Origin of the sequence: Streptomyces sp. NPDC007162 (genome assembly GCF_040634175.1) — a bacterium.
GTDB lineage: Bacteria > Actinomycetota > Actinomycetes > Streptomycetales > Streptomycetaceae > Streptomyces.
In genome coordinates this window covers 1-22,237 of sequence record NZ_JBEYFC010000002.1, presented here as the reverse complement: position 1 = coordinate 22,237, position 22,237 = coordinate 1, and the positions used below count along the sequence as shown (strand labels likewise).

At 69.9% G+C, this 22,237-nt stretch carries 19 protein-coding genes and 1 pseudogene; 10 read left to right on the top strand and 10 right to left on the bottom strand.

Going from position 1 to position 22,237, the window contains the following annotated elements; genetic code table 11:
• Positions 1–204: 204 nt before the first annotated feature.
• The 4 genes from ABZ646_RS00435 to ABZ646_RS00420 all read left to right on the top strand — a co-directional run bounded on the left by ABZ646_RS00435 (position 205) and on the right by ABZ646_RS00420 (position 4,604).
• Positions 205–1,518, top strand: a complete 1,314-nt coding sequence (locus ABZ646_RS00435; protein WP_360511399.1) for a hypothetical protein — start codon at positions 205–207, stop codon at positions 1,516–1,518.
• Between the two features lie 67 nt (positions 1,519–1,585).
• The gene (locus ABZ646_RS00430; protein ID WP_360511397.1) at positions 1,586–2,872 is read left to right on the top strand and encodes a pitrilysin family protein; all 1,287 of its coding nucleotides are present in this window, start codon (positions 1,586–1,588) and stop codon (positions 2,870–2,872) included.
• Positions 2,869–4,227: a pitrilysin family protein gene (locus ABZ646_RS00425; RefSeq protein ID WP_360511395.1), complete on the top strand. Its 1,359-nt coding sequence runs from the start codon at positions 2,869–2,871 to the stop codon at positions 4,225–4,227. Before ABZ646_RS00430 ends, ABZ646_RS00425 begins: the two co-directional genes overlap by 4 nt.
• On the top strand, positions 4,224–4,604 hold the full coding sequence (locus ABZ646_RS00420; protein WP_360511393.1) for a hypothetical protein: 381 nt from the start codon (positions 4,224–4,226) through the stop codon (positions 4,602–4,604). Before ABZ646_RS00425 ends, ABZ646_RS00420 begins: the two co-directional genes overlap by 4 nt.
• A gap of 132 nt (positions 4,605–4,736) precedes the next feature.
• Here ABZ646_RS00420 and ABZ646_RS00415 read toward each other — a convergent pair whose 3' ends face one another.
• The 4 genes from ABZ646_RS00415 to ABZ646_RS00400 form a co-directional block, all read right to left on the bottom strand.
• Positions 4,737–4,940: a hypothetical protein gene (locus tag ABZ646_RS00415; RefSeq protein WP_350962262.1), complete on the bottom strand. Its 204-nt coding sequence runs from the start codon at positions 4,938–4,940 to the stop codon at positions 4,737–4,739.
• 48 nt (positions 4,941–4,988) lie between these two features.
• Positions 4,989–6,344 (bottom strand): thioredoxin family protein, encoded by a 1,356-nt coding sequence (locus ABZ646_RS00410; protein WP_360511391.1) that lies wholly within the window; start codon positions 6,342–6,344, stop codon positions 4,989–4,991.
• Positions 6,345–6,959: 615 nt separating this feature from the next.
• Entirely contained in the window at positions 6,960–7,610 is a 651-nt protein-coding gene (locus tag ABZ646_RS00405; protein ID WP_360511389.1) for a response regulator transcription factor, read from the bottom strand.
• Entirely contained in the window at positions 7,607–8,752 is a 1,146-nt protein-coding gene (locus ABZ646_RS00400; RefSeq protein WP_360511387.1) for a histidine kinase, read from the bottom strand. The genes ABZ646_RS00405 and ABZ646_RS00400 overlap by 4 nt, the downstream gene beginning before the upstream one ends.
• A 131-nt stretch (positions 8,753–8,883) precedes the next feature.
• On the opposite strand from ABZ646_RS00400, the gene ABZ646_RS00395 reads away from it, so the two are divergent.
• Entirely contained in the window at positions 8,884–9,609 is a 726-nt protein-coding gene (locus tag ABZ646_RS00395; protein WP_360511385.1) for a methyltransferase domain-containing protein, read from the top strand.
• On the top strand, positions 9,606–10,286 hold the full coding sequence (locus tag ABZ646_RS00390; protein WP_360511383.1) for a DedA family protein: 681 nt from the start codon (positions 9,606–9,608) through the stop codon (positions 10,284–10,286). The genes ABZ646_RS00395 and ABZ646_RS00390 overlap by 4 nt, the downstream gene beginning before the upstream one ends.
• Here the strand turns inward: ABZ646_RS00390 and ABZ646_RS00385 are convergent.
• From ABZ646_RS00385 to ABZ646_RS00370, 4 genes are all read right to left on the bottom strand, one after another.
• Positions 10,256–10,912 (bottom strand): response regulator transcription factor, encoded by a 657-nt coding sequence (locus tag ABZ646_RS00385; protein ID WP_360511381.1) that lies wholly within the window; start codon positions 10,910–10,912, stop codon positions 10,256–10,258. The two genes, ABZ646_RS00390 and ABZ646_RS00385, sit on opposite strands and share 31 nt — an antisense overlap.
• Positions 10,909–12,102 carry a histidine kinase gene (locus ABZ646_RS00380; protein ID WP_360511379.1) on the bottom strand — a complete coding sequence of 398 codons (1,194 nt, stop codon included), beginning with the start codon at positions 12,100–12,102 and terminating at the stop codon, positions 10,909–10,911. Before ABZ646_RS00380 ends, ABZ646_RS00385 begins: the two co-directional genes overlap by 4 nt.
• 755 nt (positions 12,103–12,857) lie before the next feature.
• The gene (locus tag ABZ646_RS00375) at positions 12,858–13,613 is read right to left on the bottom strand and encodes a response regulator transcription factor (protein ID WP_360511377.1); all 756 of its coding nucleotides are present in this window, start codon (positions 13,611–13,613) and stop codon (positions 12,858–12,860) included.
• A 118-nt stretch (positions 13,614–13,731) separates the two neighbouring features.
• Complete coding sequence (locus tag ABZ646_RS00370) at positions 13,732–14,679, bottom strand: SGNH/GDSL hydrolase family protein (protein ID WP_360511375.1); 948 nt, start codon at positions 14,677–14,679, stop codon at positions 13,732–13,734.
• A gap of 880 nt (positions 14,680–15,559) precedes the next feature.
• On the opposite strand from ABZ646_RS00370, the gene ABZ646_RS00365 reads away from it, so the two are divergent.
• Positions 15,560–16,390, top strand: a complete 831-nt coding sequence (locus ABZ646_RS00365; protein ID WP_360511373.1) for an IS5 family transposase — start codon at positions 15,560–15,562, stop codon at positions 16,388–16,390.
• Positions 16,391–16,594: 204 nt separating this feature from the next.
• Here the strand turns inward: ABZ646_RS00365 and ABZ646_RS00360 are convergent, their stop codons facing one another.
• A complete protein-coding gene (locus ABZ646_RS00360) occupies positions 16,595–18,310 on the bottom strand; it encodes a CocE/NonD family hydrolase (RefSeq protein ID WP_360511371.1) in 1,716 nt (571 codons plus the stop codon).
• A gap of 394 nt (positions 18,311–18,704) precedes the next feature.
• On the opposite strand from ABZ646_RS00360, the pseudogene ABZ646_RS00355 reads away from it, so the two are divergent.
• Together ABZ646_RS00355 and ABZ646_RS00350 are read left to right on the top strand one after the other, a co-directional pair.
• Positions 18,705–19,102 (top strand): annotated as a pseudogene (locus tag ABZ646_RS00355) (hypothetical protein).
• Between the two features lie 345 nt (positions 19,103–19,447).
• Positions 19,448–19,816 carry a hypothetical protein gene (locus ABZ646_RS00350; protein ID WP_360511369.1) on the top strand — a complete coding sequence of 123 codons (369 nt, stop codon included), beginning with the start codon at positions 19,448–19,450 and terminating at the stop codon, positions 19,814–19,816.
• Here ABZ646_RS00350 and ABZ646_RS00345 read toward each other — a convergent pair.
• A complete protein-coding gene (locus ABZ646_RS00345) occupies positions 19,792–20,145 on the bottom strand; it encodes a helix-turn-helix transcriptional regulator (protein WP_360511367.1) in 354 nt (117 codons plus the stop codon). The genes ABZ646_RS00350 and ABZ646_RS00345 overlap by 25 nt on opposite strands.
• Positions 20,146–20,314: 169 nt before the next feature.
• Here ABZ646_RS00345 and ABZ646_RS00340 point away from each other — a divergent pair, with 169 nt between their 5' ends.
• On the top strand, positions 20,315–21,664 hold the full coding sequence (locus ABZ646_RS00340) for an aldehyde dehydrogenase family protein (protein WP_360511365.1): 1,350 nt from the start codon (positions 20,315–20,317) through the stop codon (positions 21,662–21,664).
• Positions 21,665–22,237 lie beyond the last annotated feature (573 nt).

Below are 22,237 nucleotides of genomic sequence, written 5' to 3'. Positions count from 1 at the left end.
CAGATCTCTTCCTGGACGTTCGAAGCCTGAACAGGCAGCGATCGGTCCAGGCGGCACGCCATGCTGCATGACTGTGAAGTTCAGAGTCAAGACTTGTTCTTCTCAGTTTCACCTGCTGGTCTTAGCACCTTCGATCCCTGTCGGGCCGGGGAGCCGACTGCCGCCGCCGAACCCCGGCAGCGGGGACACGATCCAGGAGGAACCGTGAGAACACGCAGGTCACTGCAGAAAGCTCTGGCGGCAGGCATCCTCGCCGTCTCGCTGGCCGGCTGCTCGGCCACGTCCGCCGGTACCGACACGAAGTCCTCGTCGTCGTCGCCGACGGCGGCCACGGCCATCCCGGCGCAGAACGGCCCCGGGGTGACCGCCGACAGCATCACCGTCGTGGACAACTACTACTTCGACGCGACGGCGCCGGTGGACAAGGCCGTCTTCGACGCCTACAACGCGGCCGGCGGGATCGCCGGCCGCAAGCTCGTGCGGGCCGATCAGGCCCAGGCCAACGTGTCGGCCACCGCCACCCAGGCCGAGCAGGACCAGGCGATATGCCTGGCCTACAAGCAGCGCAAGGACAGGGTCTTCGCCGTGCTGAACGACGTGACCGGCTCCGTCAAGCTCAACTCGTGCCTGAACGAGCAGGGCACGGTCGTTCAGGCGTGGTCCGGCAGCGTCGTCGACGCGAGCATGTTCCAGGAGGCCCCGTTCACCGTCGGCCCCGGCGCGCTCACCAACAAGCGGCTGGCCACCGCCTGGCCCGCCCTGCTCAAGAGCACCGGATTCCTCCAGGACACCAGCAAGATCGCCGTGGTCTCCGACGGCGTCGGCGACGACGACAGGATCGCCGCGAGCACGTTCCTCCCCGCGCTGGAGAAAGCCGCCGGCTCGACACCCCAGCTGTTCACGTACGACACCACCTCGAGCGACCAGAAAGCGCTCCAGGCCCAGGCGCTGAGCATCGTGCTGAAGCTCAAGCAGGCCGGCATCGACCGGGTCGTGTTCTTCGGATCCGGCTCTCTCGGACCGATCGCGATCACCGGCGCCAAGCAGGGACTGGACGCCCGGTACGCGTGGCCGTATTCGGCGATTCCCGCCGGCAACGGCGTCACGCCGACCATGCAGGCGGCCGTCACCGGTTACGCATGGAGCCTGACCGACTTCGGCGTCCCGGCCGCTGCGCAGCAGCAACTGCTGGCCTCGAACCCGGCGGCCGCCAAGTGCCTGTCGATCCTGACCAGGGCGCACCTGGACCTCGCTCAGAACGCGAGCACCGCGCTGCGGCTGTGTGACGCGCTCAACCTGCTCAAGCAGGCGATCGAGGGCAGCGGCAGCAAGTACGTCAACGCCCAGGCCTTCATTGCGGGCGTGGAGAAGCTCGGCACCTTCGACTCGGTCACGACCTTCCGCAGCGGGTTCGGGCCTGGCCGGCACGACGGGGCCCTCGCCCTGCGCAAGTCCGTCTACCAGCCGTCGTGCAAGTGCTTCCGGTACACCGGGCCGAATCTCCCGATCTCAGGATGAAGGAGTTCTAGTATGTTCAGATATGTAGTGTGGTATCTCCAGAAAGGGAACCTGTCGGTGATGACACATGGCTGAGGCCGCAGCCGGGGAAATCGTCGAGGAACGGCTGGACAACGGACTGCGGGTGCTCGTCGCCGAGAACCCCACGGTCGACGCCGTCGCCGTCAACCTCTGGTATGCAGTCGGCTCGCGGGACGAGAGCCCGGGCCGGACGGGCCTGGCCCATCTGTTCGAGCACCTGATGTTCCAGGGGTCGCAGAACGTGGGCGCCGGGGAGCACATGGCCCTGCTCGAGTCGTTCGGCGCCGATCTCAACGCGACCACCTCGTTCGACCGGACCAACTACTTCCAGACCGTGCCGACCAGGGCATTCGAACTGGCGCTGTGGCTGGAGGCGGACCGGATGGGCGGCCTGCCGGACGCTCTGGACCAGAAGAACCTGGACAGCCAGCGGGACGTCGTACGCAACGAGCGGCGCGAGCGCATGGACAATCAGCCCTACGGTGACGCCTTCGAGCGCATGCAGAGGCTGCTGTTCCCGGTGGGTCACGGCTATCACCACATGCCCATCGGGTCGATGGAGGATCTGGCCGCCGCGTCGCTGGACGACGTCCGCGCCTTCTTCCACCAGCACTACGCGCCGGCCAACGCCGTCCTGACCATCGCGGGCAACGTCCGCACCCGCGAGGCACTCGACAAGGCGGCCCTCTACTTCGACGCGGTCGACGCGGGAGACCGCTGGCACCGTGGACAGACTGCCGACCTGCCGGCTCTGGAGCCCCTGGACCAGCAGATCCGCGCTGATGTGAGCAGCCGGGTCCCCGCGGACGCGCTCTGGTGCGGGTGGCGTATCCCCGCAGACGGCACCGAGGACTTCGACGCGGCCACGATCGCGCTGCGGATCCTCGGCGGCGGCGCGAGCAGCCGGCTGGTCGAGCGTCTGACACGACGCAGCAGGCTGGCTCAGTCGATCAACGCCTTCCCTAACGACCTCACCGGCGGGACGGCCGTCGCCATGCTGGTCGTGGCGGCGCAGCAGGACGCCTCCGTGGCCGAGATCGAGACGATCCTGGACGCCGAGCTGGAGCGCTTCGCCACGGAAGGCCCGAACGAGGCGGAGTTCACGGCGGCCCTGGCGCAGGCCGAGCGGGAGTGGCTGGAGAGCACCGCGACTCTCGCCGGCCTGGCCGACGAGGTCTCCCGGGCCGCGTGTCTGTTCGGCACCGCCGACCGCGTCTCCGGTGCCGTCGCACGGATCCGGGCCGTCACACCGGAGCAGGTCCGCTCCGTCACCCGGACCTGGCTGCGCCCCCACCAGCGGGCCCAGCTCATCTACCGCAAGGAGCAGTCATGACCCTGTCGGCCCGGGTGCCGCGCCCGGTCTCGGGGCCGGCGGCAGCATGGAAGTTCCCCGCCGCCCATCGCAGCGCTCTGCGCTCCGGCCTGCGGGTCGTCCGCTACGACCTGCCCGGCCAGCTCCTGGCGGCCGCCGCTCTCGTGCTGGACGTGCCACCGGAGATCGAACCGGAGGACCGTGAGGGCATAGCGACCATCATGTCCCGCGTCCTCGACGAGGGGACCGCACGCCGCGACGGCTCCGCCTTCGCCGCGGAAACAGACCGGCTCGGCGCCTCGTACTCGGCGTCGGTGAACACCGCGGGCATCCAACTGAACCTGGAGGCCCCGGCCCGGTTCTTCGGCCCCGCCCTATGCCTGCTCGCCGAGGCGGCCGCCGAGCCGACGTTCCCGGCCGCCGAGGTCGAGCGGCACGTCCAGCAGCGTCTGGGGGAGCTGGAGCAGGAGCGGGCGGTCGCCTCGAGCCTGGCCGGGACGGAGCGGCTGGCGGCGTGCTTCGAGCGGGACAGCAGGTACGCGCGCCCGGTCGGCGGTCGCGCCGAGACGGTGCGCAGGATCGAGCGGGACGCCGTCGAGCTGTTCTACCTCCGGTGGGTCGCCCCTGAGCGTGCCACCCTCGTGCTGGCCGGCGACTTCCAGGGGGTCGACGTCGAAAGCGCGGTGGAGAGCGCCTTCGGCGCCTGGAGCACGAAGGCTTCGGCCGCCCCCGTCCCGGACCAGCACCCGCGCGCCGCCGCGGCGAGTCTCGTCATCGCCGACCGTCCGGGCGCGGTACAGAGCCAACTCGCCTTCGGCCTGAAGGCCCCGGACCGGCGCGCGCCCTACTGGGCGGATCTGCTGGTCGCCGCGCGAGCCCTCGGCGGCGGCGTCAGCTCCCGGCTGTCCGCGTCGCTGCGCGAGGACAAGGGCTACACCTACGGCATCTACGCCGGCTTCACGTCGTTCCGACGGGACGGTCTGTTCACCGTCGACACCGCCGTGCAGACCGACGCGACGGCACTCGCCGTAGCCGAAGTCCTCGCGGTGAGCGAGAAGTTCTACGTGGACGGCCCGACCCCGGCCGAGTGCGCCGAAGCCGTCGACTACATGACCGGCGTCCACCCGCTACGGCACGAGACGGCCCGGGCGATAGCCGCGTCGGCCGCGATGCAGGCCGCATTCCACCTCGGTGACGGCTACCTGGACGACCTTCAGGACGCGCTGCGGGCCGTGACCCCGGCCAGCGCCGCTGCCGCGTTCCGCGACCACGTCGACCCCGCCGAGCTCACCCTTGTCGTGGCCGGCGACGCGGCAGTCATCGGCTCCGCGCTGAGCTCCGCCGCAGGCCGCGAAGCCAAGGTGATCTCCGCATGACGAGACCGCGCGGTTCGGACCACGTGCACGCCACGCTGCGAGCCGTCCGCACGGCGCCGGGCCGCGTCCGGGCCACGGTCGAGGTCTCGGTCGACCCCGGATGGCACGTGTACGGCCCCGACTCGTCCGAGGGGAAGCCGCTCGCACTCACCGCCGACGGCGAACGCGGTCATGAGGCCGAGAACGTCCGGTTCCCGCAGACCGCCGACGGCCTGCTGTCCGGAAGCCTCACCGTGGAGGCCGAGCTGTCCACGGCCGACCCGGAGGTCACGCTCGTCCTCGCCGTGCAGGCCTGCAACAAGGTCATCTGCGAAGCCCCGGGGACGCTGCGGTTGACAGCCGCAGTCACGGCCCCGGACGCAGTCCCGGGCCAGTAGTGAGTGAAAGGAGCGGTCCCGAAGTCCGCGCGCGGTGAAGGCCGGTCCGGTGCCCGCGTCGCGAGCGGCAGCCGGGAGGCGTCAGGGTGTGAGCAGCGGCCGGGCCCGGCCGCTGCTCACACCCTGGCCGGGTCAGACGCATTCGCCGTCCACACAGAGCTTGTCCGGATCGCAGTCGAAGTCGGACAGGCATGCCAGCCGTCCCTGCGTCCGCCACGGCTGGATGCGCCGGCACGGCGCCCTGCCCTCGGCGCGACGACTGATGGGCACCACGTCTGCCACGGGCGCGTCGTCCGGGCCGGCCGGGCCGGGAAACGGGGCGGGGGAAGTCGTCATGTTCGCACCTTCCGGGACCTGATGGGGCGGGGGTTTCCGTGTGACGGGTCAGACGGCGGTGCGCAGGATGTGCCGCACCGCCTGCGGTGCCAGCCAGACACCGTTGATCGTGATGTCCGGCGCCGCCGTGCGCAGCCGTAGCCAAGCGGCATCGCTGACCTGCGAGGTGACCTCTTCGGTGTCGTGCACGATGGTCAGGGAGGTGAGTGCGCGGAGCGCACCGAGAGCGTCCAGGACGCCGTCGTCGACGGGCGTGTTGTACAGGCTGAGGGAGGTCAGATTCCGCAACTGTGCCAGGAGCCGCAGGCCCGCGGAGGTGACCTTCGGCGCGGTGACGGTCAGCGACCGCAGTCCGGTGAGCGTGGCCAGGCGGCCGAGCCCGGTGTCCGTCGTCTCGGGCAGACAGATTCCGAGATCGGTGAGTCCGGGAAGGTCCGCGCAGGCAAGCTCGGCCAGCGCCGCATCAGTGGCCAGGTGCGTGTCCAGGTACAGGCTGCGCAAGGCCCTGGCCCCGGCGAGTCGGGCAACCCCGGCATCGGTGACGGCCTGCGAGCACAGGTACAGCTCGCGCAGCCGGGGCAGGGCCACCACGTCGGTGACCATCCTGTCGTCGGCTTCCGGAAGGTCCAGCCTGAGCTCGTCGACCTCCCGGAGCCCGGCCAACTCGCCTGCGTAGGAGGCGGGTTGGGTCAGCCGTTTCGCGTGAACGGAGAGCCTGCTCAGACCGGTCAGGTGCGCGAGGTCGGCCAGCCCGGACCCGGTGACGGCCGAGGCCCGGACCGTCAGCCTGTCTACGCCGTCGGCCGGCAGCTGCCGCAGGAATCGCAGGTCCACGGGATCTGCCCGGGTCTGGCTGACGAAGAGCCAGACGATCTGACCGGCGGGCACCTGCACGGTGCCGTATGCAGGGCCCACCAGTTTCTGGTCGGGGATCCAGCCCGGAAAGACACCGATCCGGCCCGACAACGTGTCGGGGAAGGTGAGCAAGCGCGGGCCGCGGGAGGTCCAGCCCTCAGGTGTCGGGTCGACGACCTCGGGTTCCCGAGGAGCCGCCGGTGTGCCCTCACCGACCGAGCACACACTGAGCAGCGGGCGGAGCTTGGCGAGCAGTTCGTCCTTCTCCAGGGCGCCGAGGATCCTCGCAACCGGCACACCGCCAACGGTCACAACAAGCGCCGGGACGGCGTCGACGGCGTACTTCCCACGGGCCCGCTCGGCCTGGTCGTAGTCGAGTTTCAGTATGCGCACCCTGTCGCCGAGCTCGGCGGAGACTTCCTCCACGACCGGCTCGAGGGCCTTGCAGGGCCCGCACCAGTCGGCGTAGACGTACAGCACGACCGGAACCGGCGAGGCGGCGAGGGCGTCATCGAGCTCGTGCTCGGTGACGGTGGTAGTGAGGGGCACGGTGCATCCTTGAGGTTCCTTGGTGACGGGGGAGCCCTTGGCGAGCCGGGGACGATCGTTCGGCGGCAGGGCGGCTGACGGCCGTCCAAGTCCCCTTCAGGCGGCGGGTGGGTGCTCACCACCTGCGTGGGTTTGCTCTCCGGCGGCGGGCGCGCGGCACCGGAGCTGCACGGTGCGCCGGCGTCTGCCACGGCTCTTGGTCCCCGGGCGGGCTCGCGCGAGGCACAGGCGGAAGCCGTGCCACGCGGGAGCGATCATGCTCGTGGCCCGTGGACAGCGGCCGGCTGCGATCAGGAATGGGCAGCCCCCGGCGGGACGCCGGACCATGACGCGTTCATGAGCGTCGGTAATGCGAGTGTTCACGATGCCGACGCTAGGAATGCATGGCCGCAATTGGATCGGCCGTTGTGTGATGCCACCCCCCTACGAAAGTCGGGGGTCGCCAGGCGTGTCAGGGGATCACGCCGAGGCGACCGACGCTGCCTTCGCAACGGGCTGCCCGCGGTCCTCCACCCATGCCGCGTCCACGGACCAGCAGGGCGGCGAGACACGGCCGCGGACGGCGCCGCGTCGAGGCTGTCGGACCTTGCTTTCCGTGGTTCCCGTCTGCGCCCGTCAGGCTGTGAGACCCGCGTCGCGGGCCAGGAGGGCGGCCTGGACGCGGTTGGTGACGTCCAGGGCGGTCAGGATGCGGCTGACGTGGGCCTTGACGGTGCTCTCGCGCATGGCGAGGCGGGTGGCAATGTCGGCGTTGGTGTCGCCTTGGGCGAGCAGGGTGAGCACGTCGCGTTCGCGGGGGGTGAGCCGGTCCAGCCGGGCCCTGGCCGCGGTTGCCTCGGGTTGGTTGGTGGCGTGGTAGCGGTCGATGAGGCGGCGGGCCGCAGTGGGGTGGAGCATCGCCGAGCCGGCGGCCACCAGGTGGACCGCGCGCAGTATCTCGGCGGGGTCGGTGTCCTTGAGCAGGAACCCGTCGGCTCCGGCGGCGAGGGCGTTGTAGACGTACTCGTCGAGGTCGAAGGTGGTGAGGATGATCACCTTCGGAGGGTGGGGCAGGGCTCGCAGCCGGGTGGTGGCGGCGATGCCGTCCATGCGGGGCATGCGGACGTCGACGAGGGCGACGTCGACGCGGTGGGCGGTGGCCTGTTCGACGGCCTGCAGACCGTCGGGGGCCTGGGCGACGACCTCGATGCCGGGGTCGCCGTCCAGGAGGTCGGCCAGACCGAGGCGGACCAGGGCGTCATCGTCGACGATCATGGCGCGGATCATGTGCGGGTGCCGTTCTGTTCGAGGGCAGCGGGGTGGGGGATGCGGGCGGCCAGCCGCCAGGAGCCCGCGCCGGCCGGGCCGGCGGTGAGCTGGCCGCCGAGCGCGGTGACGCGTTCCCGCAGGCCGACGAGGCCGTAGCCGCTGCCGACGGCGTCCGTGCGGGGAGTACCAGGGGGGTTGGTGACCTCGACGAGTGTGGCGGGCGGCCGGTAGTCGATGCGTACGGTCACCACGGCGCCGTCGGCATGCTTGCGGGCGTTGGTCAGTGCCTCCTGGACGATGCGGTACACGGCCAGTCGGTGGGTGGTGGGAGCGTCCTCGGGACGCCCCTCGATGGTCAGTCCGATGTGCTGGCCGGCGGCGCGGGCCTCGTCGGCCAGTTCCCGTACGTCTCTCATGACCGGGGTGAGTGCGGGACTCGTCTGCGCGGCGTCGGAGTCACGCAGCACACCGAGAACGTCACGCAGGTCGGTGAGTGCCTCGACGGACGTCGTGCGCAGCAGTCCGAGGCGTTCGGCCACCGGTGCGGGCAGCTTGTCGCTCTTGGTGGCCAGCACGCCGGTGTGCAGGGCGATCAGGCTCAGGCGGTGGGCCAGGACGTCGTGCATCTCGGCGGCGATACGGGACCGTTCCGCGGTGCGGGCCGCTTCCTCGCGCAGCTGCGCCTCGACGCGCAGGTGCTCGACGTCGGCTGCCAGTGCGTGGACCAGGCGGCGCCGGCTGCCCAGCCACAGTCCGACGAGCACGGCCAGTACCGGCAGGAGCAGCGTGGAGGCGTAGGACTGGCCCGTCCACAGGGAGGTGGGCCGGTAGCCGAGCAGGTTGGCGCCCAGCGCGGCGACCGCACAGCCCACCGCGATGCGCGCCCGGCGGTCCACGGCCAGGTCGTACAGGACGACTACGAGCATGGGCAGCAGCAGTGTTCCCCACCATGCCGTGGCCACGGTGACCAGCAGCGGCGAAGCCGGCCATCGCAGCCGGGGCACGAGCAGGGCCGCTCCGCACACCAGGACCGTGACCACGATGGGGGCCAGATAGCGACCTTGGGCCGCCACGTTGTTGAGTACGGCATCCAGTGCGCACAGGGCCACCAAAGCCCCCCGCCCGTAGGCCGCCCATCTGCGGTTTTCTCTGCTGCTCACCTGGCCATGCTAGGCAGCCCGGTGCGCTGTTCCGTCTGACGATCGACGATGTCCATCCCCTACTTTCGTAGGGGGACGCCGTCGCAGAACGACGGATTTCATGCCGGGCGCGGCTTTCTAGCGTCGTTTCCATGAACGACCGGACCACCTCCCACAACCGTGTCCTTGCGCAGCGCCATGCCGAAGGCTGGATGTTCCTGATCGAAGCGGCCCGTGATCTGCGCACCACGGGCGCCATAGCCCCCAGCGGCAGGTCCCTGGCCCGCCTGCTCACCGACCCCGTACGGGCTCAGGCGCCCCACCCGCTGGCAGTCCTGGAAGCAGGCGCCGGCACCGGCCCGGTCACCCGGGCTCTGATACCGCAGCTGTCCCGGGGCAGCCGTCTGGACATCGTCGAGGCCAACCCGCGTTTCGCCGCGCGACTGCAGGATCTCGTCACCGCGCACCCGCACTTGACGGCGACGTCTGCGCAGGTGAACGTGCATCAGACGTACGTCGAGGAGCTCGACACCGACCAGCGTTACGACGTCATCGTCTCCGGGCTGCCCCTGACCAACTTCACGCCCGCGCAGGTCGACCGGATCATGGCCCGCTACATGGAACTCCTCCACCCCGGCGGCACCCTCACCTACTTCGCCTACCTCGGCACCCGCAAAGCCCGCGCCCTGACGGCATCGCGGGCAGAAGCCCGCCGCCACGCCGCCGTGGACGAGATCATGGCCGCCTACCAGCGCACCTACGCCACAGGCCGCTGGACGGTGTGGGCCAACCTTCCCCCCGCCTACGTCTGGCACCTGCGACGCCCCCTCGCCTGCGCGGAACAGCCCGAGCCGCAGTCCGTCGAGGCGCGGCGATGAACGTGCTTTCCGACCTCCTCGGCCACCTCCCGCCGGCCGCGGCGTACACGGTGGTCGCCATTGCGGTCCTGGCCGAGTCGGTCCTTCTGATCGGCGCCTTCGTCCCGACGCTGACCCTGCTCCTGACCGCCGGCGCGCTGGCCCGCACCGGCCAGGTCAGCCTTCCCCTCGTCATCGCCGCCGCGGCCGGAGCCGTGGTGGCGGGAGACTTCCTCGCCCACCGCACCGGCAGGTACCTCGGGGACCGGCTGCGCGCCGGCCACCTGGCCCGCCGCGTTCCGGACGCCGCGTGGGGACGGGCCGAGACACTGATGACGCGCCACGGCGGCCGCGCGGTCTTCCTGGCCCGCTTCCTGCCGGTGGTGCGCACCCTCGCCCCGCACTCCGCGGGCGCCACCCGCCTGCCCTACCGGCGCATCGCCCCGTACAGCATCGCCGCCGCCTGCATGTGGGCCACAGCGGAAGCAGGGGTCGGATACGCCGCCGCGACCTCCCTCCAGCGCGTCCTCACGCTGGGCGGCCCCGCCGTCGCCGTCGTCGCTCTGACGGTGCTCGGGGGCGCGCTGCTGTGGCGACGCACGCGCCGCCATGTTCCTGACGTACAGGAACCGGCGCCTGAGCCTGCTGCGGAGTCGTCCGGTCATGTTCACGCAGGTCTGACGAGGCCGGTGTCGTAGGCAAAGATCACGGCCTGGACCCGGTCCCGGACCCCGATCTTGGTGAGGATGCTGCTCACGTGGGACTTGACAGTGGACTCGGCCAGAGAGAGGCGTGTCGCGATCTCGGGGTTGCTCCAGCCGGTCGCGATGGCGGTGAGTACTTCGCGTTCCCGGTTGGTGAGGCGGGCCAGCTGCCGTTGCTGTTCGGGCGTGTGGCCGGGCAGGCGGCTGCTGAAGGCGTCGATCAGTTTGCGGGTCAGACCGGGCGAGATGACGGCGTCTCCGGCGGCCACCGCGCGAATACCGGCGACGAGTTCGTCGGGGAGCGCGTCTTTGAGCAGGAACCCGGACGCTCCGGCGCGCAGGGCGGCGTAGGCGTATTCGTCGAGGTCGAAGGTGGTCAGCACCAGGATGCGGGAGCGGCCGCCGGACTCGACGATCCGTCTGGTGGCCTCGATGCCGTCCATGCCGGGCATGCGGACGTCCATGAGGACGACGTCGGGCTTCAGCTCGGCGGCCTTGCGGACGGCTTCGGCGCCGTGGGTGGCTTCGCCGATGAGGGTGAGGTCGGGATGCTGTTCCAGGAGCATGCTGAAGCCGAGGCGTTGCAGGGCCTGGTCGTCGACGATGAGCACGGTGGTCATGCGCGGGGGCTGTCCGTTCTGGTCGTGGCTGGGGGGCTATCCGGCCGGGCGGAGCCGAAAGCGGAGGGCGGGGTGGTGAGGAGACGGGCGTGGACGCTCCAGCCGCCTTCGCGGTTGGGCCCGGCGGTGACCCGGCCCTGGTAGATGGCCGCGCGCTCGCGCATGCCGACCAGACCGCGGCCGCTTCCGGCGCTTGGTTTCCGGGAGCGGGGAGCGCGCAGGGGGCCGCTGTCCTCGACGTCCACATGGACCGTCTGGGAGGCGACGGCCACCCGGACGCTGATGGACGTGCCGGCGGCGGCGTACTTGAGGGTGTTGGTGAGGGCTTCCTGGACGATGCGGTAGACGGCGAGCTGGAGGCCGGGGGCCAGTGCGGTGAGGTCGCCGTCGGTGTCGAGGGTGACGTTCGGCCCGGCGGCGCGGACGCGTTCGATCAGCGGATCGAGGTCCGCGAGTCCGGGCTGCGGGGCGAGCGGGGCATCGTGCGGCCGGTCGTTGTCGTCGCCGATGACGGCGAGCAGGCGGCGCAGTTCGGCGAGCGCGCCGCGGCCGCTGTCGGCGATGATCCGCAGGGTCTCGGCGCCGCGCTGAGGCTTGCTTTCGGTCAGGCCGGCGGCACCGTCGGCGAGGCTGACCATGACGGCGAGGGTGTGTCCGAGGATGTCGTGCATCTCCTTGGAGACGCGGGCGCGTTCCTGGGCGACGGCGAGGCGTGCCTGCTGGTCCTTTTCCTTCTGCAGGGCGGCGATGACGACATTGACTAGGCGGGTGGCCAGGCCGAGGCCGGCCACGGCTGTCACCGTCACGATCCCCAGGAGCATGACGGGTTCCGGGTTCGTGGCGAACCTCAGCTGACCGTCGTTCCAGAGTGTGGTGGCCCAGGCGACCAGTTGCGTCAGGGCGATGACGACGGCGATGAGCAGTTGGCGGGGTGTGCCGAAGCGGCCGACGTTGAACAGGGCCACGACGCGGGCGACGTCGGCGCTGGCGTCGGCGCCGTGAAGGGACCCGGCGTAGGCCGTCAGCGCGGCGGTGGCGGCGGTGAGTACGAAGACCAGCATCGGTCTGCGCTCCCGCCACACCAGGGGCACGGCCAGGGCGGCCGTGAGAGCCAGCTCTTCGGTGAGCCTGGATCCGCCGGCCGGGCGGAGTATGGACGGCAGGTTCACGGCGGCGCAGAACAGTGGCACGCCCCATCGCCTGACCCGGGGGTGGGCCCGGTCCGCCCACCGCCAGGAAGACAGCCGCGCGATGATCGACACCGTCACATGCTGCTCAGCATCGTTCGTCAGTGCCTCGGGCAGCTCCGGCCGGCCGGGGACGTGCCGGCCGGTCCGGGAACCCTGTGGGGGTGTGGGGGTCAAGGTCTGTGCCCTTCGCGGTGCAGGCGAGCCGCTCGACGCTCTCGGGGGGTTGGACGGACGAGCGGTGAGCGGGGAAGAGCGTCGGCCGGGGGCGGCCGCTCTTCCGCGATCGTACGGCTGACAGCGGCTCGGGGTCTGCGGTCGTCCTGGCCCGGGCGGCGTCCGTGCCGCCGCAGCCGGGGGCCGGACTCGGAGGGAGGACAGCCGCGGGGTGGGGGGCCTGCTGGGCTTCGCGTGCACGGTGCGGCTTCTCGACCTCGGACACGGCAAGGGCGGGGCGCAGTGCGAGGCCCCGGCGGGTTTCAGGACTGCCATCACGGCCCGCCAGGGCGTCGGCGCCGAGCCGCTGGGGATCGCGGATGCCGAAACGGTGATCCACGAGGTGCCCAACGGTGGTCGTGAGGGACACGGCGAACGGCTCGGGTCGGTGAGGGACGGTGGCCACGGAATCTGCTCCCGCCAGGAAAGAGGTCTGTGCGCGGACGGGCCTGACTAGGCCCGGGCTTCAACCTAGAAGTGGTCTCGACTGCGGGTACGGCACTGCGGGCGGGAATGCGGCGGTGCCGACTAGTACCGGAGTACTAGGGTTCCTCCTCCTCGCGGCTGCGACGACGGTGCACGCTCTGACTTGAGGGTCTTGAGCGGGCAGGGCCGGGTGACGGGAGCGGTGAGCGGGTGGTGGGTGGTGCCCTCAGGCCCGACTCGTAGGCGAAGGCGATGGCCTGGACGCGGCTGCGTGCGCCGATCTTGGTGAGGATGCGGCTGACGTGGGCCTTGACTGTGGTCGGGGCGATGAGCAGGTGTTCGGCGATCTCGATGGTGCTCCAGCCGGAGGCCACGGCTGCGAGGACCTGGCGTTCCCGTTCGGTCAGTGCGCCGAGCCGCTGTGCCGGGAGGGCCGCGACGGCGGGCGGCCGTCGCCGGATGGTGTCGATGAGCCTGCGGGTGAGCTCCGGCGCAAGGACGGCGCCTCCGGCCGCCACCGCGCGGATGGCCGCGGTCAGCTCGTGCGGGGCGGTGTCGTCCGGGAGCAGTGCGTCAGCGCCTGCTGCCAGCGCGGCCCAGGCATCACCTTCGGGCCTGATGGGGGCGACCACCAGTATGCGGGGAGGGGGCGGGCTGCCGCGTGCGATGCGGCGGACGGTGTCGATCGAGTCCGTGCCGGGCTTGAGGATGTGTATGAGGACGACGTCCGGTCGCAGCGCGGTGGTCATGCGGACCGCCTCGGCTGCGTCGGCCGCCTCACCGACCGGGCTCAGGTCCGGCTCGGAATCCAGCAGGAGGCGGTAGCCGAGGCGTTGCAGCTTCTGGTCGTTGACGATGAGCACGGTGGGCATGCTGCCGGGACTCTTCCTGGGTGTGGGGGAGTGCCGGCGACGAGCGCGTCGGGCGAGTGCGGGTGGATCCGACGGACCGGTCGCCGGCGGTGGGAAGTCCCCTGTCTCCGGCCGGCGTTCAGTGGCCCATCGCGTGCAGCACGGCGTCGGCCATGCCCTGCTCGCCGTGCGCGTTCGGATGGACGGCGGCGGCCGGGCTGCTGGGCTGGAGAGGCTCGATCCAGCGGGTCTTCTCCGCGGAGCAGGCGTCGTGCCCGACAGAGGGGGAGTAGGTGTCGACGTACGTCGCCCCGGCCGCCTCGGCCTGCCCGCGCAGCATGGTGTTGAGCTGCTTCTCCTTGTCGAGAAGGTAGGTCGCGTCACCGGGCGCCAGGGGCAGCTCCCTGCCGCAGCCCTTCCCTTCGGCGGGCACGATCGCCGGATAGCCGACGACGTAGACCCGCGCCTTCGGCGCACGCCGTTCGATCTCGGCCAGCTCCGCGGAGAGCTGCCGGCCGGTCGCCTGGATCTTCTGTGCCACGTCGTCGGCGCCGCCGTCGACGTACTGCTTCTTGCAGGGCGCCTTGTCCTCGCCGGAGAAGAGACGGCCGCTGCCGGTCGCGCGGTACAACGCCCCCATCGTGACGCACTGCGTGACGGTGGAGCCGAAGCCGATGTCGTTGCCGCCGATGCCGAGGGTGACTAGCCGCGTCCGCGTCGAGAGGGCCGAAAACTGGGCGGGATTGGTGCCGTTGGACGTCTCCTGCGCCGCGGTGAGGTCGGTGATGGTGGCGCCGCTGCAGCTGACGTCACGGAAGTCGGCAGCCGCGACGCCGAGTTGGCGGGCCACCAGCGCGGGATAGTTGCGGTCGGAGCGGTCGCAGCCGGCCGGTGTCCCGGACTGCCGGGGGATCTTCGGGCCGGACGTGTAGGAGTCGCCGAGAGCGACGTAAGGCCCCGGCTGGGCCCGCTCGTCCTTGGCACTGTCGTCGTTGCCGGCGCCGTCCGGCCGACCGATGAGGACGGCGGTGAGCAGAACTCCACAGCTCACGATCACTGCCAGACCTGCGCGTGCATACGCTCCCATGGGCTTTTCTCCTGTCGTCGTCACCGTTGACCAAGTGCTGGGCGGGCACCGCGGCGCAGGGGACTGCGGGGCGATGGGCGGCGGTGCCCGGAGCGAAACCGGCAGGGCCGGCTCGGGGAGGCAGCAGGCTTGCCCGGATCACAGCGGGGACGAGGGCGTGTGCGAACCTGCTGTCAAACTAGGCGGGGAAACGCGCATGTCATCGGCACCGAGGGACCGAATACGGCGGCCTTGAGTAGTACCGCGGTAGGAAGCTGCACCTACGCCAGGTGGAGACGCGGTCAGATCGGCCGACGAGTTCCCTGTCGTGAGTCGTACGCCGATCGTGACCAGGCGGCGACACCGGCCGGAGTCGCACGCAGGTGCCGGGCAGGCAAGCCCGGCGCACGTAGGGCCGGTGCCCGGCCCGGACACGGCCATCTGCACGCTGAGGCTTCCAGCAGACCGCGAGGCATACAGATGTGACCACGGCGTCGCCGCGCGCGTCCGCCCTGGTCCCCGCGAGGAGTTCGAGCGATCGGGCGCGCTTGAGCGGCAGGCAGATGGCTCCGGCGCGCGGCGGCGTGTCCGTGCAGTCCGAGGGGCATCAGCCGGACCAGCAGGCGGCCGCTGGGCTCGACGATGTGCCGGATGGTCTCGATGCGGTCGGCAGCGGTGGGGGGACGGCTTCGCTGAGGCCGCGGCCTCGCCGACGACGGTCAGGCCGGGCTGGGCTCCGGCGATGCGGACAGTGTCAACCGGGTTGCTTTTCAGCCGAGGTGACCGGCGTGTTGGGTATGAGAGGGCGGTACGTGACCTGATGTCCGGTTCGGTATAGCCTGATCGTATGACTGTGGGAACTCCCAGCAGGTCGATGGGCTTGGCCGTGCGGAGTGACGGGGTGAGCGACCGCAAGCCCTACAAGACCGATTTATCCGACGAACGCTGGGCGCTGATCGAGCCGGTGACCACGGCATGGAAGGCGAAGCACCCGTCCGTCAGCGGCCACCAGGGCAGCTACGAGATGCGAGAGATCGTCAACGCGCTCCTGTACCAGTCCCGGACCGGCTGCCAATGGGACTACCTGCCCCACGACCTGCCACCGCCCGGAGCGGTGAAGTACTACTTCTACAAATGGCGCGACGACGGCACCGACGAGGTCATCCATGACCTGCTGTGCTGGCAGGTGCGTGAGAGCCGGGGACGATTAGCCGACCCGAGCCTGGTGGTGCTCGACACCCAGAGTCTGCATGCCGCTGCGGGGGTACCGGCGGCCACGACTGGGCGGGACGCGGCCAAGAAGGTGGCGGGTCGCAAGCGGGGGCTGGCCGTTGACGTGCTGGGCCTGGTGATCGCCGTGGTGGTGCTGGCCGCTTCGGTGCACGACAACGCCTTCGGTATCGCGTTGCTGGACGAGGTCGCCGCGGGGACCTCCACGGTGACAAAGGCGCTGGTGGACCAGGGGTTCAAGAAGACCGTGGTCGACCACGGCGCCGGCCTGGGCATCGCGGTGGAGGTCGTCGAGCGCAACCCGGCCGACCACGGCTTCGTCCCGCAGCCGATCCGCTGGAGAGTCGAGCAGACCAACGGGATCTTGATGCTGCACCGCAGGCTGGTCCGCGACTACGAACACCGCCCGGCCAGCTCCGAGTCCCGGGTGTACTGGGCGATGAGCGATGTGATGACCCGTCGACTGACCGGCACCTCCACCCAGTCCTGGCGCGGTGCATGAGCGGCGACCCACAGCAGACTCTCGGTGCCCTGCTGGCACGTCTGGAGGTCCGCGACCGGCAGATCTCTGTGCGGACACGGCCAGCCGCCGGTCCCGTCCGTCAGTCTTCGACGCCGAAAGGGTGCACCCAATTCTGCAGAGATTCTGACGTAGACACTCAGATCCTTGCAGGCCGGGTGCACCCTTTCTCGATCTTCAACAAGATCAGTCGATGACAGCTGAATCACCGAGGCCCGGGCCCTGGGGGATCACCGGCAAGACGATGTGGGACGGTCGCACGTGGTCGCGGAAGATCCGCTGGTGGGCGGTGCGGAAGGTGGTCGCCTCGTGGGCGGGTTCGCCGGTGTTGGGATTGCGGTCCCACCGTGGGAAGTTGCTCGAGGTGACGTGCACCCGGATGCGGTGCCCGGCAAGGAAGACATTGCTGGTGGACCACAGGTCGATGTCGTAGGCGCCGACGGAATCGGGTTCCGCCTGGATTCGGATGATGCCGTCGGCGAGATTGCGGGACACGCCCTTCTCGTCGACGTCGCACAGCCGCACGACCCAGTCCGTGGACGGGGCGTCGGTGGCGGCGTACAGCCGCATGCGGATTCGGCCCGTGACCTCGAGGTCGGTGGTGAGCGGTTCGCTGGTGTACACCAGGACGTCGTCCCGGGCCTCCGCTGCGGCCTGGTCGAACGGTCCCGCCGGGAACTCGGGGGACATGAGCAGGTTGCCGCCGCGCGTGATCACCGGATCGGCGGGGTCGTAGGTGTAGTCGTCGGGCGTCTCGCCCAGTTCGGGCGCCGGTTCATTGGTCGCGAGGCCGCCGCCGGGCTGCAGGAACCACGGCGTGTCCACGGCCCGGCTGAGCGGCCATTCGTTTTCATCGCGCCACACGTTCGTGCCCATCACGAAGATCTTGACCGGTGGCTCCTCGAGTATGCCGGTGTCACGGTCCTTCAGCCAGTGGTCGAACCACCGCACCTCCAGGTCGGTGAGGGATGTGCCGAACATGGCCGTCGGTGCGGCACTCAGGCCGTAGCTGACCTCACCGGTCACGCCGGTGCCGGAGGTGTTCAGGCCGGTGTGCTGCCAGGGCCCGATCACCAACTTGGCGGTGTTGCCCGCTGCCAGGTTGTCGACGTGGTTGTCGAGCGTGCCCTGCAGGAAGACGTCGTACCAGCCGGCGACGGTGAGCGAGGGAACAGCGATGTCATGATGCTTGCCGCGGACGCGGTGCGGAAAATCCGCACCGGGATCGGCCACGGCGGCCTGGGTGCCGATATCCGGACCGCCGTAGCGGTCGATGAGCGGCAGTTTTCCGGTGGGGAGTTCCCAATAGCCGCGATCCCGCAGCCCGTCGAAGTCGGCGAAGAGTGAGTGGAACGCCGCCCCCAATTCCATACCGGAATGCAGGCGCGGCAGGTGACTCGCACCGGTGATCAGCGTCCAGACCGCGTTGAGCCCCAACTCGGTCGCGCCGCCTCGCTGGTGGAGGCCGTCCATGGGCTCCGACCACGTCATCGCGGGTGTGATGGCCCGCAGCGCGGGTGCGCCGGAGATCGCGGCGGTCCACTGTGTGCTGCCGGTGTAACTCATCCCGAACATGCCGACGAGCCCATTACTGCCGGGAATCTTCGCGGCCCATTCAACGGTGTCGCGGCCATCGGAGACCTCGAAGTCCCACGGCTTCCAGGTGCCCTCCGATGCGAAGCGGCCGCGGGTGTCCTGCAGCACCACGATGTAGCCGTGTGCCACGACGCTGAGCACGTCGATAAAGGTCATGCTGACGGGCTCACGTTTGCCGTAGGGAGTGCGCTGCACCACGACGGGCCAGGGGCCTTGGCCTGTTCCGGGCCGGTACACGTCCGCGCGCAGGATCGTGCCGTCGGACATGGGCACTTCGGCGTCGTATTCGATGAGGATATCGGACATTTCGACTTCCTTCAGGGCGTTGAGGGCGGAGGTGGCGAGGCTGGGTTACGCCACAGACTCGTCGGCGGTCTGCCATCGGCATCGTCGATGGCACGAGACAGCCCACGCGCGACAACACTCCGGCCCCCTCACCGCCCCGGAGGTGAGAAGAGCGGGTGCGTTAGGAGGTGCGGTCGTACGCTGGGAATTACCGCGAGAGGGCTGACCTCTGGTGATTCGCCGCAGGCAACGGTGTCGGCGACGGAGGCTGGTCGCCGCCGACGTCTCCCCGCGGCCGTCAGGGTAGGGCCACTGTAACCCATGTTCGCGCTGACGCGAACATGGGTCCAGTGAAAACCGCACCCGGCAGGAAGAAGGCAGCCGGGCGCGCAACCCCCGCTAGGAGAACCACGGCATGACCACTGTCGCTGCGTACACCGCCCCCGCTGCGAAAGCGCCGCTGGAGCGCACCACCATCGAGCGCCGCGCGGTCCGCGAGTTCGACGTGCTGATCGACATCGAGTTCGCCGGTATCTGCCACACCGACATCCCCCTGGTCCGCGAGGGCTGGGGTGCGTCCCGGAGGAGCCCGTCACCTTCCACCCGATCTCCCTCGTACTCGGCAATGAGATCCTCGCCGGATCGATGATCGGCGGCATCCCCGAGACCCAGGAGATGCTGGACTTCTGTGCCGCGCACGGGATCGGCGCGGAGATCGAGCGGATCGCCGCCTCCGAGATCAACGAGGCGTACGAGCGGGTGCTGGCGAGCGATGTGCAAAACCGGTTCGCGATCGACAACGCGACCATCTGAGACCGGTCGCACGCACAAGGGCCCCGGCGGATGATCCGCCGGGGTCTTCGGCTGTCGGGCCGGCTCGCACGCGGACGAGCGCTCCTGACCCAGGGCCAGGCAGATGGGATGCGGGTGCGCAGGGTTGACGCAGGCGGGGTCGGGATCCCCCCCGTGTGGGAGGGGAGCTGTCTGTAGCGGACGGGTGTGCTTGTCAGGTGACCCCGACGGTGACACGGTGCGTGCTGGTTCGTCGTCGGGGACTGCCATGGCTCAGCCAGCCATGGCATTGAGGATGTCGCACAGCCCTTCGCCGAGAGGGGTGAGCCGGTATCCGACCCGCGAAGGAACTAAGGATAGCCAGGGGTGACGATTGTCGCCGCCCCGCTCAGCTCGCAGTCCTGGAAAGTGCCGCGCCACCTGCTGCGGGAGCTGCCGCTGCACACGGCGAAGACCATCGAGATCCAGGTCTTCGTGCCGATGGAGTCGATCCGGTCCACTCCGCATTACGGCGGGGTGGGTGGCCTATCGCCTTGCTGGTGCACGGGTTACGGCCACTCGGCGGGCGGAGGCCGGCCTCGTCGGCTCGGCCGTGACCTGGTCGACGTTGTACCCGGGGTGTCGTTCGAGGTGATCGAAGCCGGCCGCAAGCTGGTCACCTGGCTGTGGTGGGTCCGGTTCGTCGCGGTACGGAGGGGCGCCCCGGAGGGTCAGGCGCACTCGCCGTTCACGTAGGGCTCCACGCGGCCGACGCTCTCCTTGAGGACGAGGTCGAGCAGTCCGGGGAAGCGCTGGTCCAGATCTTCCTTGCGCAGGGTGTTGAAACGGCGGGTGCCGACATCGTGCTGCCGGATGAGACCGGCCTCGCGCAGGACGCGGAAGTGGCGGGTGAGTACGGACGCGGTGACGTCCTGGGTGAAGCCGCTGCAGGCCAGACCGGGGGAGACGGAGAGGGTGACGACGATGGTGAGCCGGGTCTCGTCGGTCAGCGCGCTCATGATCTTGAAGAGGTCGAGGTCGTCCGTGTCGGGGTGGACGAGGGGTGACGCGGTGCGACTGGCCATGAGGGAAGGATAACCCCTGTCTCATGTTCGCGTCGATGCGAACATGGGTTACAGTGAGGGCACGGATTGACCCTTCATCCGTCATCCACCGGGTTGCCCATCACCGGTATCACGGCATGCCCTTAACGCCTTTGACGGCGCGGCCTGCATCAAGAACGGAGCACACCCCATGACCACAACACAGGCGACCGAGTCGAGGACGCGCCAGAGCGAAACGGCCGCGGAGGTGATCGGCCGCCTCCGTGCGACGTTCAACACCGGCGTCACCCGCACACTGGACTGGCGCATCGACCAGCTGCAGCGGCTGCGGGCCCTGCTGGTCGAGAACGAGCAGGAGCTGATCGAAGCGCTCTGGAAGGATCTGAGGAAGAACGCCGCCGAGGCCAAGGCGCACGAGATCGACTTCACCATTGGTGACATCGACGAGGCACTGGCGAACCTCGAGAACTGGCTTCAGCCCCGCCCGGTAGAGGTTCCCGCCCACTTCGGTGGTCCCGCGACAACGGCGTACACCACGTACGACCCGCTCGGGGTCGTCCTGGTGATCGTTCCGTGGAATGCCCCGCTGCACCTTCTCATCGACCCCATCATCGGCGCGCTGGCCGCCGGGAACACCGTGGTGGCCAAGCCGAGCGAGATCGCGGTGCACACCTCGGCGGTCACTTCACGCCTCCTGCGCGAGTACTTCGACCCTGACGTGCTCACCGTCGTCGAGGGGGGCGTCGAGGAGACCACGGCCCTGCTGGCACAGCGTTTCGACCACATCTTCTACACCGGCAACGGCACGGTCGCCCGGATCGTCATGGCCGCAGCCGCCAAGAACCTCACCCCGGTCACGCTCGAACTCGGAGGCAAGAATCCGGTCTTCGTAGCCCCCGACGCCGACGTGGAGGAGACCGCGAAGCGGCTGGTCGGCGGCAAGTTCGGCAACGCGGGGCAGATGTGCATAGCCCCCGACTACGTCCTGGCCGATCCTGCCACCGCCGCCGCACTGGTCCCCGCCCTGCGCACGGCGGTCGAAGCCCAGTTCGGCTCCAACCCGCAGACCTCTCCCGACTTCGGCCGGATCATCAACGAGCGGCACTTCGACCGGCTCACCCGTCTGCTGGACTCCGGCCGGGCGGCGGTGGGAGGCCAGCACGACCGCGACGACCTGTTCATCGCACCGACGGTACTCACCGATGTCGACCCCGCATCGACCATCATGCAGGAGGAGATCTTCGGCCCGATCCTCGCCGTCGTCGAAGTCTCAGACCTCGATGCCGCCATCGCCTTCATCAACGAACGCGACAAGCCCCTCGCCCTCTACGCCTTCACCGAGTCCGAAGCCGTCAAGGCGCGCCTGGTGAACGAGACGTCCTCCGGCGGCGTCGCCTGGGGCCAGCCGGCGATGCAACTGCTCATGCCCGGCCTGCCCTTCGGTGGCGTCGGCGCAAGCGGCATGGGCCGCTACCACGGCCGGTACACCCTCGAGACGTTCAGCCACCTCAAGGCCGTCGCGGACGTGCCGCTCAGCTAGGCCCGCGCCTGCGTGGAGCAGGCTGTCCGATGGGTGATCGGCCGGCGGAAGTGCCTCAGGCCGAGAATGAGGATCGCTGAGACCGCTGTTCCCCCCATCGCCCCAAGCGCGTTCCAGGTGAAGCCGTGTATCGGTCCTCTTCGCGGGGGCGCGTCGAGGGAGTCAGTCGCGGCGTTCGACCCGCAGACACCGATCCGTACCGACCCCGGCGCGGCAACCACCTGGCCGCCTGCTGATCGTGCGCAAGGAGCGAACTCCCGTACTCCGGCGGGTAGTTGCACATGCTGTCGGCGTCGACACCGGCGCCGACGGCATGAGGCTCTCACTGCGTTTGCCGCCAACACCACCCCCACCCGATCGCGGTCCTGTCAACCGCGTCACCGTCAGCGGGCCCGCGCCTGCCCGAGGACTGCATCCGCGCCTGCGCCGGGACGGCGTGGACCCCCTGCCCCGCAGACCTTCATCCCGTTTCCCGCCCTAGGGACTGTCTTCAGTTGTGATCAAACCCGGGTTCTGGCCCCGGGCGGGGTGTCGGTCCGGTAGGACTCTGGTGTGACGCGTGCGCAACTGACC

Excerpts from the sequence above, each read along its gene's own strand:
- ABZ646_RS00340 (WP_360511365.1), top strand. The coding sequence starts at position 20,315 with ATGACCACAACACAGGCGACCGAGTCGAGGACGCGCCAGAGCGAAACG.
- ABZ646_RS00385 (WP_360511381.1), bottom strand. The coding sequence starts at position 10,912 with ATGACCACCGTGCTCATCGTCGACGACCAGGCCCTGCAACGCCTCGGC.
- ABZ646_RS00420 (WP_360511393.1), top strand. The coding sequence starts at position 4,224 with ATGACGAGACCGCGCGGTTCGGACCACGTGCACGCCACGCTGCGAGCC.
- ABZ646_RS00405 (WP_360511389.1), bottom strand. The coding sequence starts at position 7,610 with ATGATCCGCGCCATGATCGTCGACGATGACGCCCTGGTCCGCCTCGGT.
- ABZ646_RS00415 (WP_350962262.1), bottom strand. The coding sequence starts at position 4,940 with ATGACGACTTCCCCCGCCCCGTTTCCCGGCCCGGCCGGCCCGGACGAC.
- ABZ646_RS00390 (WP_360511383.1), top strand. The coding sequence starts at position 9,606 with ATGAACGTGCTTTCCGACCTCCTCGGCCACCTCCCGCCGGCCGCGGCG.
- ABZ646_RS00370 (WP_360511375.1), bottom strand. The coding sequence starts at position 14,679 with ATGGGAGCGTATGCACGCGCAGGTCTGGCAGTGATCGTGAGCTGTGGA.
- ABZ646_RS00375 (WP_360511377.1), bottom strand. The coding sequence starts at position 13,613 with ATGCCCACCGTGCTCATCGTCAACGACCAGAAGCTGCAACGCCTCGGC.
- ABZ646_RS00425 (WP_360511395.1), top strand. The coding sequence starts at position 2,869 with ATGACCCTGTCGGCCCGGGTGCCGCGCCCGGTCTCGGGGCCGGCGGCA.
- ABZ646_RS00395 (WP_360511385.1), top strand. The coding sequence starts at position 8,884 with ATGAACGACCGGACCACCTCCCACAACCGTGTCCTTGCGCAGCGCCAT.
- ABZ646_RS00360 (WP_360511371.1), bottom strand. The coding sequence starts at position 18,310 with ATGTCCGATATCCTCATCGAATACGACGCCGAAGTGCCCATGTCCGAC.
- ABZ646_RS00430 (WP_360511397.1), top strand. The coding sequence starts at position 1,586 with ATGGCTGAGGCCGCAGCCGGGGAAATCGTCGAGGAACGGCTGGACAAC.
- ABZ646_RS00345 (WP_360511367.1), bottom strand. The coding sequence starts at position 20,145 with ATGGCCAGTCGCACCGCGTCACCCCTCGTCCACCCCGACACGGACGAC.